This window comes from Microbacterium psychrotolerans (assembly GCF_031085295.1).
In the GTDB taxonomy this organism is placed as follows: Bacteria; Actinomycetota; Actinomycetes; order Actinomycetales; family Microbacteriaceae; genus Microbacterium; species Microbacterium psychrotolerans.
The window spans coordinates 835,509-849,722 of the sequence record NZ_JAVFWO010000001.1 but is presented as its reverse complement, the minus strand read 5'-3'; the positions used below and the strand labels follow the sequence as shown (position 1 = coordinate 849,722).

At 69.6% G+C, this 14,214-nt stretch carries 13 protein-coding genes, 1 tRNA gene and 1 pseudogene; 9 read left to right on the top strand and 6 right to left on the bottom strand.

Annotated features, from left to right (window positions below):
• Positions 1–193: 193 nt before the first annotated feature.
• The 6 genes from Q9R08_RS03680 (at position 194) to Q9R08_RS03655 (ending at position 6,346) form a co-directional block, all read left to right on the top strand.
• On the top strand, positions 194–1,141 hold the full coding sequence (locus Q9R08_RS03680) for an alpha/beta fold hydrolase (protein ID WP_308866467.1): 948 nt from the start codon (positions 194–196) through the stop codon (positions 1,139–1,141).
• A 402-nt stretch (positions 1,142–1,543) separates the two neighbouring features.
• Entirely contained in the window at positions 1,544–2,626 is a 1,083-nt protein-coding gene (locus tag Q9R08_RS03675) for an ABC transporter substrate-binding protein (RefSeq protein ID WP_308866466.1), read from the top strand.
• A gap of 663 nt (positions 2,627–3,289) precedes the next feature.
• Complete coding sequence (locus Q9R08_RS03670; RefSeq protein WP_308866465.1) at positions 3,290–3,910, top strand: hypothetical protein; 621 nt, start codon at positions 3,290–3,292, stop codon at positions 3,908–3,910.
• A gap of 2 nt (positions 3,911–3,912) precedes the next feature.
• Entirely contained in the window at positions 3,913–4,140 is a 228-nt protein-coding gene (locus tag Q9R08_RS03665; RefSeq protein WP_308866464.1) for a hypothetical protein, read from the top strand.
• Positions 4,141–4,447: 307 nt separating this feature from the next.
• Positions 4,448–4,518: transfer RNA gene (locus Q9R08_RS03660), tRNA-Gly, on the top strand.
• Positions 4,519–4,522: 4 nt separating this feature from the next.
• On the top strand, positions 4,523–6,346 hold the full coding sequence (locus Q9R08_RS03655; RefSeq protein WP_308866463.1) for an acyltransferase: 1,824 nt from the start codon (positions 4,523–4,525) through the stop codon (positions 6,344–6,346).
• 59 nt (positions 6,347–6,405) lie between these two features.
• Here Q9R08_RS03655 and Q9R08_RS03650 read toward each other — a convergent pair whose 3' ends face one another.
• Positions 6,406–7,164 carry a class I SAM-dependent methyltransferase gene (locus Q9R08_RS03650; protein ID WP_308866461.1) on the bottom strand — a complete coding sequence of 253 codons (759 nt, stop codon included), beginning with the start codon at positions 7,162–7,164 and terminating at the stop codon, positions 6,406–6,408.
• A gap of 82 nt (positions 7,165–7,246) precedes the next feature.
• Between Q9R08_RS03650 and Q9R08_RS03645 the strand changes: the two genes are divergently transcribed.
• Both Q9R08_RS03645 and Q9R08_RS03640 read left to right on the top strand, forming a co-directional pair.
• Complete coding sequence (locus Q9R08_RS03645; RefSeq protein ID WP_308866460.1) at positions 7,247–8,755, top strand: HNH endonuclease signature motif containing protein; 1,509 nt, start codon at positions 7,247–7,249, stop codon at positions 8,753–8,755.
• A 213-nt stretch (positions 8,756–8,968) separates the two neighbouring features.
• Positions 8,969–9,394, top strand: coding sequence for a pyridoxamine 5'-phosphate oxidase family protein (locus tag Q9R08_RS03640; protein WP_308866459.1), 426 nt, complete (start codon positions 8,969–8,971; stop codon positions 9,392–9,394).
• Here the strand turns inward: Q9R08_RS03640 and Q9R08_RS03635 are convergent.
• Positions 9,287–10,270, bottom strand: coding sequence for a carbohydrate kinase family protein (locus tag Q9R08_RS03635; RefSeq protein WP_308866458.1), 984 nt, complete (start codon positions 10,268–10,270; stop codon positions 9,287–9,289). The genes Q9R08_RS03640 and Q9R08_RS03635 overlap by 108 nt on opposite strands.
• A gap of 153 nt (positions 10,271–10,423) precedes the next feature.
• Here Q9R08_RS03635 and Q9R08_RS03630 point away from each other — a divergent pair, with 153 nt between their 5' ends.
• The gene (locus tag Q9R08_RS03630) at positions 10,424–11,017 is read left to right on the top strand and encodes a hypothetical protein (protein ID WP_308866457.1); all 594 of its coding nucleotides are present in this window, start codon (positions 10,424–10,426) and stop codon (positions 11,015–11,017) included.
• A gap of 11 nt (positions 11,018–11,028) precedes the next feature.
• Here the strand turns inward: Q9R08_RS03630 and Q9R08_RS03625 are convergent, their stop codons facing one another.
• The 4 genes and pseudogenes from Q9R08_RS03625 to Q9R08_RS03615 all read right to left on the bottom strand — a co-directional run bounded on the left by Q9R08_RS03625 (position 11,029) and on the right by Q9R08_RS03615 (position 14,202).
• The gene (locus tag Q9R08_RS03625) at positions 11,029–11,523 is read right to left on the bottom strand and encodes a DUF6226 family protein (RefSeq protein WP_308866456.1); all 495 of its coding nucleotides are present in this window, start codon (positions 11,521–11,523) and stop codon (positions 11,029–11,031) included.
• Between the two features lie 14 nt (positions 11,524–11,537).
• Positions 11,538–11,669 (bottom strand): annotated as a pseudogene (locus Q9R08_RS20830) (DUF6226 family protein); the annotation flags it as partial.
• 41 nt (positions 11,670–11,710) lie between these two features.
• A complete protein-coding gene (locus Q9R08_RS03620; RefSeq protein ID WP_308866455.1) occupies positions 11,711–13,540 on the bottom strand; it encodes a glycoside hydrolase family 35 protein in 1,830 nt (609 codons plus the stop codon).
• Positions 13,537–14,202 carry a bifunctional 4-hydroxy-2-oxoglutarate aldolase/2-dehydro-3-deoxy-phosphogluconate aldolase gene (locus Q9R08_RS03615; protein ID WP_308866454.1) on the bottom strand — a complete coding sequence of 222 codons (666 nt, stop codon included), beginning with the start codon at positions 14,200–14,202 and terminating at the stop codon, positions 13,537–13,539. The genes Q9R08_RS03620 and Q9R08_RS03615 overlap by 4 nt, the downstream gene beginning before the upstream one ends.
• Positions 14,203–14,214: the final 12 nt, after the last annotated feature.

Genomic DNA, 14,214 nt, shown 5'->3' with positions numbered 1-14,214 from the left:
ACACCGCCGCGTGAGCAGGCTAGTTGGCCCTGCCCCGCGGCAGGCCCGGTCGATCGATAGTTGACACACCGCGTCAGGACATCACCTCACCCCGACGAGGCGTCGCTCGTGCGAGCGTGGCGCCCGCCGGGCCGGCGTAGATGTCATACCTGGGGTGGACGCGCACAGCTCCCCGCGCCCGCATGATGCAAGGGTGCAGAACACAGCAGGTCAGGCGGCCCTATCCGCGGCGCGCCGCAAAACACGTCGCCTGCTCACGCTCTCGATAGCAGGCCTGCCGGTGATGCTGGCATGCGTCGGTCATCTCGTCGAAACCACCACCCTTAGCCGGGAGCGAGATGAGTTCCCGGCTAAGGGGAAACTGATCACCGTCGGCGACAGCAACTGGCACCTGTATTGCACCGGCGAACCGTCGTCGCTGCCCCCGCTGTTGCTGGAGGCCGGACTGGGCGACTCATCGGCCAACTGGTCGGATGTGCAGACAGAACTCAGTGCGGACAGGAGGGTTTGTTCCTACGACCGCCTCGGCTACGGCTGGTCGTCGCCGGCGCGCGGGGACCGCATCGCCACCCAGGAAGCGGGTGAACTGGCGGCGGTGATAAGCGCCGCCCGGGAGGTCGGTCCGTTCATCGTGGTGGCGCATTCGATGGGCGCGCTCATCGCCCGCGAGTTCGCCGCGGCGTACCCGGAGTTCGTGCACGGGTTGGTGCTGCTCGACCCCACGAACGAGAAGACGCTTGCCGACGCCTCCGCGGTCGCATTGTCGGCGACGGGGCTACAAGTGGTTGCGTCCTCTGTTGGCCTGACACGTCCGTTCGTGCGTGAGCAACTCCGCGCGGACGCACAAGGCCCCCTACCTCGACAGGTTGAGCAGCAGGCCGGGTTCCTATACAGGTACGACGCGCTCGGCACCAGCTTCGCCGAATTACAGGCGGCGAGCAGCGAGGTGGCGGCGATCGATGTGCCGACGGTGGTCGTCTTCGCAGCAGACGTCGGCCGGGCGGACCGAGCGCACTATGCCTCGCTGGGTGATGACATCACCATCGTTGTCGCGAAGACGACCGCCCACTACATCCAGTACGCAGACCTCGACACGGTGCGAGGCGCACTCACCACGCTTGATCTCGCTTCGTCTGGGTAGACCTGGCTCGGCGCGGTCCCGTGTCGCGGATGCCTACCCCCGACGCCACATGGCGTGTGCGGACCGGCGAGGTTGTCAGAACGCCACGATGACGGTCATCCCGGGAGGGTCGCGCCCGACACTCTGCGCAACGGTGTTCCGAGTCGGAGAGTCGGTTGATGAAGTCGTCAATCGATGATAATGGCGTTCGTCAAGCGGGCTGGGGAACCGCACCAAGCGCGAAAACACCCTGTGCGACGGTCATTGTTGGTCGCGATCCAGAAATACCGAACGCAACTTGGATATCGGATGGTTGCACGAGAAGTCTTCGATTAACGATCGTCTGGCTGCGGGGGTTGCTCTCTCCTAGCCTCCGATTGGGCCAACGAGGGCTGACACATCACGAACTGGGGAGGCGACACCGTGAACAAAATCCGCACCGCGACTGCACTCACAACCCTGGGACTCGTGGCGGCGATGATGGCCGGCTGCGCCTCGCCCGCCGCGACCCCGAGCGAGACCTCTGCCGGTGGCGACGGCCCCTCGGCCAGCGAGCTGCGCCTGGGCTACTTCGCCAACGTCACCCACGCGCCGGCGCTCGTCGGCCTCGAAGAGGGCCTGTTCGCCGACGCGCTCGGCGACGACGTCACCATCACCACCCAGGTCTTCAACGCCGGCCCCGCCGCCATCGAGGCGCTCACCGCGGGCGCGATCGACGCGACCTACATCGGGCCGAACCCGTCGATCAACACCTTCATCCAGTCCGGCGGAGAGTCGGCGCGCATCGTCGCCGGCGCGGCGACCGGCGGTGCGGCGCTCGTCGTCCGCGACGGCATCGACACTCCCGCCGACCTCGAGGGCACCACGATCGCGACCCCGCAGCTCGGCAACACGCAGGATGTCGCGGCCCGGGTGTGGCTCGCCGACCAGGGCTTCGAGACCGACACCTCGGGCGGCGGCGACGTGCAGATCACGCCGACCGAGAACGCGCAGACGCTGACGCTGTTCCAGGACGGCCAGCTCGACGGCGCGTGGCTGCCCGAGCCGTGGGTCTCGCGCCTGGTGATCGACGCCGGCGCGCACGTGCTGCAGGACGAGGCCGACCTCTGGAAGGACGGCGAGTTCCCGACGACGGTGCTGCTGGTGCGCAAGGAGTTCCTCGACGAGCACCCCGACGTCGTGGCCGACCTGCTGAAGGGCCACGAGGCCGCCGTGCAGTGGATCGCCGACAACCCCGACGAGGCGCCCGCGGTCATCAACGGCGCGATCGAGAAGGAGACCGGCAAGCCGCTCGCCGACGAGGTCATCGCCCGCGCCCTCGAGCACGTCACGTTCTCGGTCGACCCGCACGCCGACACCTTCGAGACGCTCGTCGACAACGGCATCCAGGCGGGCACGCAGAAGGAGGGCTCGATCGAGGGCCTCTTCGACCTGCGCCTGCTCAACAAGCAGCTCGAGGCCGCGGGCGCCGACACCGTCTCGGCGGCAGGGCTCGGCGAGGACTGAACATGAGCACCGCACCCGCGAGTGTCTGACCGTCCGCAGCCAGCACGCCAGCGTGGCGCCTCGGCGCATCCGCGCCATGTGCCGAGGCGGCACCGCCATCCCGCACAACGGGTGAGCATCTGGACAGGCAGATGCACCTGTTCCGCATACTGACGCTCCTCCTCGGCGAGCATAGTGGCGCCGCGCTCGACCGGACTTCGCCGTCGAAGAGCTGCATGTGCAACCCATCGGCAATCTTCCAGCGTGCGGTGGAAAAGGCTTGGGCGATCACGGTCTACGCTTCCTTCGAAACGGTAAATGGCGTCTGCGGGCATTGAGAATCGCGAGCAGACGGAACCGATGGCTTCTTCGTTGACTCGACGGCTCGCAGCATCCGCGAGGCGTCGTGCCCAGCGACCATCCAGGAGAGCCACACGGCCCGTGGTCTCGACTCCGCGCCCCACGTCCGCCCGCGTGATGGACATCTTTCCGGCGCCGGCAAGCCATCGACAGCGGGCCGAGCTTCATCACGGATTGTCGACCGCATGGGGCGCGAGACGCTTGCATTGGGCGATAGTCAGGCCCCGACGTCGGTTCGGCCACAGGGGCCCAAGTCGGGATCCTGGGCGGGGCCGCTGCTTCTCTTGCACCAACGCGCGCCAGGACGGTCCTCGAACGCCGGGGGTGAAGGTCGAAGTGAAGACGCTGCACGGCAACGACATGACAGCGACGGACGCTACTGAGGCGGTTGGCGCGACGCTCCGCATCGCACCTGGGTTCGTCGCGATTGCCGTTGACGAGGAGTCCGGCATCCAGACGACCATCGAGGCGCACTACGAACCCGATCGCGGGCGCTACGTGATCACGAAACTCACCAACGAGGCAGTCGCCGCTGAGTTTCTTGAGGACCGATTGAAGTACGTCGCAACTCAAGCGATACTGCAGGTCGCAATTCCCCGGTGCATCGCACTGCTCCTCGACGACAGCCCGGAAGCGAGGCCAACTACCGTCGCTGACCTCACATCATCGGAGGGCCGAATCATCCCCGTATGGATGGCGCAGGCGGTCATCAAGCGCGGCGTCAAGGACGAGCGCTGGGAGGTCATCGAGATCCTCTATGGCACTGCAGCCCTCGCCGGACTCGCTCCCCTGAAGCTCATCGCCCAAGAGCTCGAGATTCCCGAGCGCACCGCGGCGTACTGGGTCCAGGAAGCGCGTACTGCCGGCTGGCTCGCCGGCCTGACATCGAATCTTGGGCGGCCCTCATCCGACCGACCGGATGCCGCGACACCACCGAGCAGCTGACCATGAGCATCTTGACCGCCGACACCGACTCGACGCAGGCCGTTGTGGCATTGGACCACGCCTCGGCCGCCGCGGCGGTCGGGATGAGCCCGTCGCGTCTGCGACAGCACGTTCGCCTTGGAGACGTCGTTCCGCACTTCTCCGGCACCAAGCCGCTGTATCTGGTGTCGGACCTCCAAGCGTTCATCGAGCGCCTGCCTACGCACCCCGAGCACCTGCTGAACATGTAGAGCCCTGCACGCCCTCCCCGATGCCACGGTGGCTCGTTCGCCTGGTGATCCGTGGTCGAGTTGACGCCGACCGAGCAGCCGTCCATGACAGTGATCTCGCGCACATAGCCCTGACGGCGCTCGCGCGAGATTTGCTCACCAGCCGCCGGGCGACCCGTCTTGCGAGAACTGGAGATTGCGGCGTTCGCCGACGCAGCAGGTACGCTGAAGGGGTGACGCCGAGCAATTGGACGTCACGGCCATGTGTACACCAATGTGTACACCCCGCCTTGACAGGGATCCTTGATCCCAGTAATTTCAAGGCATCGGGGCTGTAGTTCAATGGCAGAACTTCTGCTTCCCAAGCAGACAGCGCGGGTTCGATTCCCGTCAGCCCCTCCCTATGCCAGCGATCGCCGCCCACGAGTACTCGCCCTGGGATTTCTGGCGCGAAGCGTCGGTCGATCAACGCGATGCACAGCTCGCGATCCAGCACGCGCTGGTCGACGGCCGCGCCGATCACTCGCTCGGCGAGCAGTGCTTCATCTCCGAGCTCGCCTCGATCGACAACGACTCGCTGCGGCTCGGCGACCGCACCTATGTCGCCGCCGGCGCCTACCTCACCGGCGACCTGCTCGCCGGCGCCGACTGCAGCATCAACCCGTACACGGTGATCCGCGGACGCGTGACGATGGGCGACGGCGTGCGCATCGGCGCGCATACGTCGATCCTCGGCTTCAACCACTCGATGGAGTCCGGCACGCCGGTCTTCCGCCAGCCGCTCACGTCGAAGGGCATCGAGATCGGCGACGACGTGTGGATCGGCTCCCACGTCGTCATCCTCGACGGCGTCCGCGTCGGGTCCCATGCGGTGCTCGCCGCCAGCGCCGTCGTCACCAAGGACGTGCCCGCCGGGGCCGTCGTCGGCGGCAACCCCGCGCGGTTCATCCGCTGGCGCGTCGAGCCCGATGACACCGGCATCGCGCCCGACGCCGCTGCCGACGCGGCGGCGCGCGGCACGGACGATCCGGTGGCGGGTGGGACGTTCGCTTCAGCTACTCGCCCGCAGGACACCTCCGCCGCGCCGGGCAGCCGGACGGCGACGTCGGCCGCTGCCGCACCCCTCATCGCGGCATCCGATGACGCCACCGCGGGCCTTGCCGAGCGGGTCGCCGAGCTGGCCGCACGCGCGCGGGAGGAGGCATCCGCTCTCCTCCAGCGCTCCTGGAACGACGACCTCGAGCTGTTCGCAGACCGCCCCGGCGCAGCGCCGACGGTGCGCGCACAGGGCGATTCAATCGAGATCGCAGATCTGCTGCTCAGCACCGCGCCGCCGCAGGCGTCCACGGAGGCGCAGGTCCGGCGGCTGCAGGATTGGCAGGACTCCGGGACCGGCGCGGTCGCACCTCTCGGTTCCGATGGCCGTCAGGAGGCGGGTCTCGGGTTCTCGCACGGCGATGTCGCGTACCACGTGCTGAGCGTCGGGTACGCGCTCGATCTGCTGGGGTCCTCGTTTCCTGCTCCCCTCACGTGGGTGACCGCGGCCACTCCGGAGCGAGTGATCGCGTTCTGCGAGAGTCTGCCGTGGGCCTCCGACGCGTGGAACGCCGGCCACCACATCGACGGCTTCGGCACCGCGCTTCTGTGGACACGCCGTGCCGGACATCCGATTCCGGCGGGTGTGGAGGAGGCGCTCTTCGGCTGGCTGGTCATGAACGTCGACCCCCACACCGGCATGTGGGGTTCACCCACCGCCGACGGCGGCCTGCTGCCCGTCGTGAACGGCTTCTACCGGGCCTCGCGTGGCACGTTCGCGCAGTTCGGGGTGCCGATCCCCTACCCCGAGCGCGTCATCGACACCGTGCTGCGCCACGCGCGCGACCCGCGATGGTTCGCCGCCGGCGCGCGCAACGCGTGCAACGTGCTCGACGTCGCGCACCCGCTGTGGCTCACGCGCGCGACGGGCTATCGCGGCGACGAGGTGCGCGACCTCGCCACGCGCCTGCTGTCGGATGCGCTGTCGACCTGGGTGCCGGGCGCCGGCTTCTCGTTCCGCGAGCCGGCTCCCGCGACCCGCGGCCTCGCCGAGACCGAGCCCGGCCTGCAGGGCACCGAGATGTGGCTCGCCATCCTCTGGTACCTCGCGGATCTCGCGGGCGTCTCCGATGCCCTCGGCTACCGCCCCCGGGGCGTGCACCGCCCCGAGCCCGCGGCCACGCTCCGGTAACGGCGCGATGGTCCAGGCCGGCTCCAGTCGGCCGTCGCGCACTGGCGCACTCCGGGCACTCACGGCGTGGATGGCCGCTCGATCGGCGCGAGCACCACCAGCCACGACGAGTAGTGCTCGGTGACGGTGCCGCCGACAGCTCTCACGGCCTCGACCGCCTGCTCCACCTCGCCGGCTGACCAGTCACTGAACGTGCGGAAGAGACGCCCGATCGCAGCCGCGTCGAGCTCGAGAGTCCATCGGTAGGTGGAGGCATCCGTCACCTCGAACAGACCCGATGTCGTCAGAGCCACGATCGTCGCATCGAGGTCCTCGGCGGGCGGACCCGGGCGCGGCGGTGCCTGCCGCGCGGCGACGATCTCAGCGATCCGCGCCCGAAAATGGGTGGTCGGGGCGTCGGCGTCGCCGAACACGTTGCGCCACACGGCTAAACGACCTCGGGAAGTAAGTATCGTATATATCTTCGGCAGGAGCACATCGAGATCCATCCAGTGGATCGAGGTCGCCGCGACGACGAGGTCGAAGCTCGACGCGGAGAACTGCATGTCCTCCGCCCGGCAGATGCGCACATCGGCGACGGGGTGAGCCGCGCGAAGGTGCGCGGCGAGACGCGGTCCCGGTTCGATGGCGGTGACGCGCAGTCCCGCGTGGAGCAGCGGCCCCGTCGCCTGCCCGCTTCCGGCACCCAGATCGAGCGCGCGAGCGCCTCGGCTCAGCAGCCCGAGCGTCCGCATTCGCTGCCACAGCGCGGCCGGGTAGGACGGCCGAGCCGCGGCGTAGTCGTCGGCGCTCGCCTCGAAGTGCATCGGGTCCACCACAGGCACGAGCGTAGGCATAGTCGGCGGCGGCGTCGAGACCCGGCATATGCTCGATGTCGGAGGTTCTTAGTACCTTTGTTCTATGAACCTCTTGACGTCGTCGCCTCCGGCGATACGGCTGACGGATGCCGTCGCCCGCGTCGCCCAGCGGCTCGACGCCGACGGAATCGGGGTCGAGAAGCTCGGCGACGACGATCTGCTGAAGCTGCTCAGCGACACCGCCGAGGCTCGCAAGGCCCTGGAGCTGGTCGTCGCGAGCGCCTCGGCGGAGGTCTCGCGACGATCGGCGCGCGATCGCGGATACGGCGGACTCGCGCAGCGCAAGGGGCTGCGCACCGGGACAGCGCTGGTTCAGCAGATCACGGGCCTCGGTCGCCGTGATGTCACTCGCGCCGTGCGGGCGGGAGAAGAGCTGGCGCTCATGACCCCGTTCGCGTCCGAACCAGTCACGCCCGGGACGGGGACGTGGTCTCAGACAGCTGCCGCGCCGACACCGGCGGCACCCGAGTGGCTGCAGCTGGTTCGCGATGCCCTTGTGGCGGGGACGCTCTCGCAAGCGCAGTTCCACGCGATCCGCGCGGGTCTCGGTGAACCGCCGGTCGATCGCTATCCCGAGCTCGATGCCGAATTCCTGCCGCAGGCGTGGTCGCGGGCCGTGCGACTGCTGCTCGACGAAGCGGCGACGCTGCCGGTGGAAGGCCTGCGCAACCAGGCACGCATCGCCCGCGACCGACTCGATCCCGTGGGCGTGACGCTGCGCTTCGAGGAGCGGTTCGCCGTACGTTCCTTCCGCCGGTGGATCGACGAGAGCGGACAGCGCCACGCCCATATCCTCTTCGACGACGAAGCGGGCGCATGGGTAGACGCCCTCCTCCAAGCCGCCCTGCGCCCACGGCGTGGGCCGCGGTTCGTCGGCGCCGATGCCGCCGAGAGGGCGCGCGACGCAGAAGCTGACGATCGGACGAACGAACAGCTGCAATACGACACGATCATCGCGGTGCTCCGCACAGGAGCCGACGCCGACCCGCAGCAGGCATTCGGCGACCGGCAGCCCGGTGTGCGGATCCTCGTCGATTCGTCGGCGATCACCGCCATCGACGAGCGCGGAGCGGCGCGGGTGACCGGCGTCGGTCATCTGGAGGACGGCGGGCACGCGCTGCCCGGCGGCGTCGTCGAGGCGCACCTCTGTGATGCGGGCGCGATTCCGGTCGTCTGGGCCCCCGACGGAAGGCCGCTCGATGTCGGCCGCGAGCTGCGGCTGTTCAGCCGCAAGCAGCGGATCGCGATCGCCGCCCGGGACGGTGGATGCATCTGGCCGTCGTGCGGGGCGCCGATCTCCCACTGCGAGTACCACCACATCGACCATTGGTGGGATCACCACGGCCGCACCGATGTCGACGACGGCGTTCCCCTGTGCCGCAACTGCCACCTTCGCCTGCACAATCAGCGATGGCGCATCACCCGCCACCGAGATCCGGCCAGCTCTGCCGACACCTACTGGCTCCATCCACCGCCCGACCCGGTGACCGGTGGGATCGGAGATCCGGTCGTGCTCCGATCCAAGTCGCCGCGACGGTTCGGCGCGGCGTGAGTCAGGGCCGGCGCAGGGAGGTGGTGACGTTTGCTGCGAGGCTTGTGAGTCCTTGCCGCCCCGGGAGCGAGGGTACGCCGGCTCTACGCCGACCGCCCGACCGTCCCGCCGCCCGACCGCCCCGCCGCCCCGCCGCCCGACCGCCCCGCCGCCTCGCCGCCCCGGCTCACCGCACCGCTCCCCACTGCCGACGACTGCCGTTACTGTGAGCCGGTGACCTTCGACCCCAGCGACACCGCCGCGTTCGCCGCCTTCGTCCGCGCGCAGGGCCGCGCCGTCGTGGCCACCGTCGCGCCCTCCGGCGCGCCCGAAGCGGCACTGGTCGGGATAGCGGCCCTCGACGACGGAACGCTGATCTTCGATGCCTCCGACGACTCCCGCAAGGTCCACAACCTGCGCGAGAACGGCCGTGTCGCCGTCGTCATCGGCACGGAGGGCGACATGACGGTGCAGGTCGAAGGCGTCGCCACCATCACGTCGGGCGCGTCGCGCGAACAGCACGGTGCCGCGTACAACGAGCAGTTCCCGGGCTCACGCGCGCTCGACCAGGGCTTCGCCGTCGTCGTCGTGCGACCCGAGTGGGTCCGGGTCTACGACGCCTCGGCGCAGCCGGCAGTCGTCACCGAAGCGCGCTGGTGACGCCCGCCTCTCCGCTTCCGACGACCGCTGGATGCAGGTGTCCGACGACAGGGCGATGACGGCCTGACGGGCGCCGGATTCCAGGCATCCGTTCAGGTCCGCACCGGCGAGTGACGCCGCCAGGAAGCCGGCGAAGAACGCATCCCCCGCGCCATTCGTGTCGGCGACCGTGACCGGCTGCGCCGCGACGGTGGCCCGCTCCCCCGATGCGGCGAGCGCGATCGCACCGCGCGCGCCGATGGTGCAGACCGCGAGTCGGGGTCCGCGGTCGAGGCAGCTCTGCATCAGCGCCCACGGATCGTCCGTCGCATCGTCGTTCATGAACACCACGTCTGCCGCGCGCAAGAACGGCTCGTGGAACTCAGCCGAACCGTCGTAATCGTGCAGGTCGGTCCAGATGGGGGCGCCTCCCGCACCGGCGAGCCGGCTCTCGACGATCGCGACACCCGCCGCGCTCAGATCGACGACAGCGACATCGGCGGCGGCCACAGCAGCCCCGATCCGCTCGAGGGCGTCGACGGATGCCGCACTCGGCGTCGCGAGATAGAGGCTCACCCGCTCCCCCGCCTGTGTCATCAGGTTCGCGTGACGTTCCGTGCGCTCGGACGCATACGCCTCGACGCGCACGCCCGCTCTTTCCAGCGCCGCCGAAACCAGACGGCCCTCGTCGTCGGCGCCCAGGAAGGCGTGCAGCGTGACGTCGACGCCGAGGTCGGCGAGGTGCAGGGCTTTGCCCGCCGAGGTGCCGCCCACCGTGTGCAGGTCCCCCCGTGCGAACTGCATGTGCGGCACCGGATCCGGCAACCGGTCGAGCACGATCAGGTGGTTCCAGGAGGCGGGACCGCACACGGCGACCCGGGCAGCGGCCAGAGGCATCCGCCTAGTCAACCAGTCCTCGCGCACTCTCCACACGGTGCGGGCATCCCGCCGACGGCGGCGGGGCCTGTCACCTAGATTGGTCTGGTGCTTCGCCGCCTCTCGCCGCTCCTCGTCGCCAGCGCCCTCGTTCTTGCCGGCTGTGCTACTGGGGTGCCCGCACCATCGACGACGTCTTCCCCTATCCCCGCCGCACAGCCAAGCGAGACACCGACGCCCACCCCGACACCGGCGGGCGCGATCTCCCTCGGCGTCGAGGGCATGACGTTCACCGACGGCGGCGAGCCCCAGTCGTTCTCGTTCGACGATCCGGAACCGCTCCTCGCCTTCGTGGAGCAGCTCACAGGAGAACCCCGCGTCGGCGAAGACTTCGAGGACATGTGGGGCCACGGAGAAGTCTGGGGCACCGCCTACACATGGAAGGAAATCTCCGTCAAAGTCTGGAAGGACGGTCCCGCGAGCGTGGCCATCCTCGCAGCCACCGTCGGCGGCATCCCCGTCCGCACGACGAGCGGCATCGCCGTCGGGTCCACCCGCGACGATGTGCTCACGATGGGCGGATGGGACGAATGGGATGCCGACGGCGACGGGCAGGCGGACTATCTCGGCGTCGATGGGCAAGAGGTGGAAGGCGTGGAATCGCTGAGCCGTCCCGGGGAGCCGGGGCGGGAGTTCATCCTGGCCGGGCTCAACGGCGACGTCGTCACCGAGCTCCAGAGCCCCTCGAACGACTTCAGCGACATCTGACCGTCAGCCGCTCAGGATCGCGGAGGCCACGGCGCCCACACGCGATGCGGAGTCAGCTGGTCCCTCGCGGCGGCCTGGCGCTCGACGGGATAGTCGGCCTCGCGACACGAACCTCCGGTCGAGCCACGGGCAGAATCCAGCCGGAATGACAAGGACAGTTCAACGCCCGGCGTGCGGGCCTCCGAGAGCCCGCCGTCGGCGACCGCGAACACCGCCTCTTCGAGCGAGCTCCCGCAGCTCTCCCCTGTCTCGTCGCACGCGTCGCACCCGCAGGTCGGGTACGACGAGTCGAACAGCAGCCCGGCCTGCAGAGGGATGCCGGGAAACGACGTGAAGACGAACGTCAGCGGCGAGGCATCCGCGTCCGCCGGGCGAACACGGACGACGCGCACGGCATCCGTCGGAGCTCGCAGGAGATCGGCGACAGCCTCTGGCGTCTCCTCCACCGAGACGTCGTACGTCTCCGCGAGCCACGCGATGAGCGCATCGGCGACATCATGGAGCACACCGCGAAGCGCTCGAGATTGCTCGTCACAGAGTAGGAGTCGTCGGGCGGTCCGTCGGCACCCCACCGCTGGCCGTAGTGAATCGGCCGTCCGAGCGCGTCGGCGAACAGCGGCGTCGTCGCCGACGGTCGGACGTAGTCGGGCATCCCGCCAAGCTACCCCGAGGCCGACGATCCCTCCCCGCCGGCTACTCTTCTCGGGGCCCGAGCTCCGGCTCGGCGACGAAACGGGCGACGGCATCGGTGACGCGATCCAGCTCGATCACGACGACCGAGTTCTCCCCCGCGTGCAGGGCGGCCGCCGGCACGTACAGCGTCCGCTGCGGGCCGCTGCTCCAATACCGACCGAGGAGGAAGCCGTTCACCAGCGCGTAGCCCTTGCCCCACCCCGCGGTGTCGAGGAAGAGGTCGGCGATCGACTCGAGCGAGAACGAACCGCGCAGCAGGAATGGTGCGACCGTCGATCCGGCCACGCCCGCGGGCGAGCCCGCAGCATCCGCCACCGCCGCACCCAGCGCGGCGACGTCGATCGGCGTCGCCGTCCAGCCGGTCACCGGCGCACCGCCGAGGCTCACCGGTCCGATGAGGCCCTTGGGCTCACCCAGGCGCGCGTCGTAGTTCACGCGGCCCTGTTCCTCGACGAGCACCCGGACTCGACGTCCGCCGGGCACGACGAGGGCGTCCTCGTGGCGCGTGCGCGAAAGAGCGCCCACCGCTACGCCGTCGACCGACACCCAGGCGTGGTCGCGCACCTCGCCGAAACGGAGGACGCCACCCTGACCACCCGGCAGCTCCGCTTCGTAGGAGACGAGGGCGCTGAGGTGCGCAATCTCCTCGAAGGTCGGCGGTGTCTCGTGACGCGGCTCGGCGGTCTCCACAGGCACGTCCGCCTCGGCCGGCACCGCGACAGCGGTGAGCGCGACCTCGAACACGGGAGCGGGACCGCTGACCGCCGGCACCTCCTCGGGCACCGGGGCGTACTTGGCGATGACCTCGCGGAAGGCGAAGTACTTGTCGGTCGGGTCGCCCCGCTCGTCCAGCGGCGCGTCGTAGTCGTACGAGGTGACGATCGGCAGGTAGCGGCCCTTGTCGTTCGCCCCGTTGGTGAGGCCGAAGTTCGTACCGCCGTGGAACATGTAGAAGTTCACCGACGCCCCGGCCGCGAGCAGGGTGTCCAGCTCGGCGGCCGTCGCCGCAGCGGGCGTCGTGTGATGGGCATTGCCCCACCAGTCGAACCAGCCGTCCCAGAACTCCGCACACATGAGGGGTCCGGTGGGCTGATGGTGGCGAAGGGTGGCGAGACGCTCCTCGGCGCGCGAGCCGAACGAGCCGGTCAGGTGCACTCCCGCGACACTGCCGTCGCGCAGCATCTGGTCGGTCGGCTGGTCGATCGTGGTCAGGGGCACCGTGATGGCGGCATCCCTCGTCACCCGCACCAGGTGCTCGAGATACGCGGTGTCATCGCCGTACGCCCCGTATTCGTTCTCGATCTGGACGAGCACGACCGGCCCGCCGCGGTCGATCTGGCGCGGGGCGACGATGTCGTAGACGCGCTGCAGGTAGGCGGTCACCTCGGTGAGGTAGAGCGGCTCGGAGCGGCGGAGTCCGACGCCCTCGAGGCCGGTCAGCCACACCGGCAGACCGCCGTTATGCCATTCGGCGCATATGTAGGGTCCGGGGCGCACGATCGCGTGCATGCCCTCCGCCGCCACGAGGTCGAGGAACGCGCCGAGGTCGTTCCAGCCGGTGGCGTCCCACTCGCCGCGCACCGGTTCGTGGGCGTTCCAGGCGACATATGTCTCGATGGTGTTGAGTCCCATGAGCCGCGCCTTGCGGATGCGGTCGGCCCACTGTCCCGGATGCACGCGGAAGTAGTGGAGGGCTCCCGCGAGCACTCGGAACGGCTCCCCGTCGAGGAGGAAATCGGTCTCGCCGATCGCGAACCGCTGCTCGCCCGTCACGAGGTGCCGCTCCGGCCGGCGGTTTGCGCCGGGTGAGCGGTCTGCGTCGGAGGTCATCGGGCGGAACCGGTCCGCGCGCGGAGCACCGCGGCGAGGCGCTCGAGCTGCGACGCGTCCTCGAGAGCGGAACCGACGGCGGCGACGCGAACACCCGCATCGAGGAACTCGTCGACGTTCGACGCGTCGAGCCCGCCGGTCGCGACGAACCTCACCTGCGGGAACGGGCCGCGGATGTGCTTGAACCAGCCGCTGCCGAGCCACGTCGCCGGGAACGCCTTGAGCCACGTCAGCCCGAGGGAGACGGCGAGCTGCACCTCGCTGGGGGTGGCGACACCGGGGAGGATCGGGATGCCGGCTTCCTGCGCCGCGCGCACCACCACCGGGTCGAGACCCGGCGAGACGAGATACACCGCGCCGGCGTCGGCGGCGCGCGTCACCTGCTCCGGCGTGATGATGGTGCCCGCGCCGACGCTCTTGCCCCGGGCGGCCGCGGCCGCCACGACCGCGAGAAGGGCCTGCTCGTCCTCGTCGGTCTGCAGCGGCACCTCGACCGAGTCGATACCGAGGTCCCACGCGGTCTCGGAGAGGCGCACCGAGCGCTCCACGCCCATGCCGCGAAGGATCGCCATGAGCGGCGCCCCGGCGAACGCGTCGTCGAACCAGGCGGCCGGGGCCGCAGCATCCGTGTTGCTCGTCGATGAGTGGGGCTGGGAGGTCATTCGGTGGTCCTT

What these genes read in the sequence shown, in the direction of transcription:
- Q9R08_RS03665 (WP_308866464.1), top strand. Translation starts at nt 3,913, where the DNA reads ATGAGCATCTTGACCGCCGACACCGACTCGACGCAGGCCGTTGTGGCA.
- Q9R08_RS03655 (WP_308866463.1), top strand. Translation starts at nt 4,523, where the DNA reads ATGCCAGCGATCGCCGCCCACGAGTACTCGCCCTGGGATTTCTGGCGC.
- Q9R08_RS03645 (WP_308866460.1), top strand. Translation starts at nt 7,247, where the DNA reads ATGAACCTCTTGACGTCGTCGCCTCCGGCGATACGGCTGACGGATGCC.
- Q9R08_RS03635 (WP_308866458.1), bottom strand. Translation starts at nt 10,270, where the DNA reads ATGCCTCTGGCCGCTGCCCGGGTCGCCGTGTGCGGTCCCGCCTCCTGG.
- Q9R08_RS03620 (WP_308866455.1), bottom strand. Translation starts at nt 13,540, where the DNA reads ATGACCTCCGACGCAGACCGCTCACCCGGCGCAAACCGCCGGCCGGAG.
- Q9R08_RS03615 (WP_308866454.1), bottom strand. Translation starts at nt 14,202, where the DNA reads ATGACCTCCCAGCCCCACTCATCGACGAGCAACACGGATGCTGCGGCC.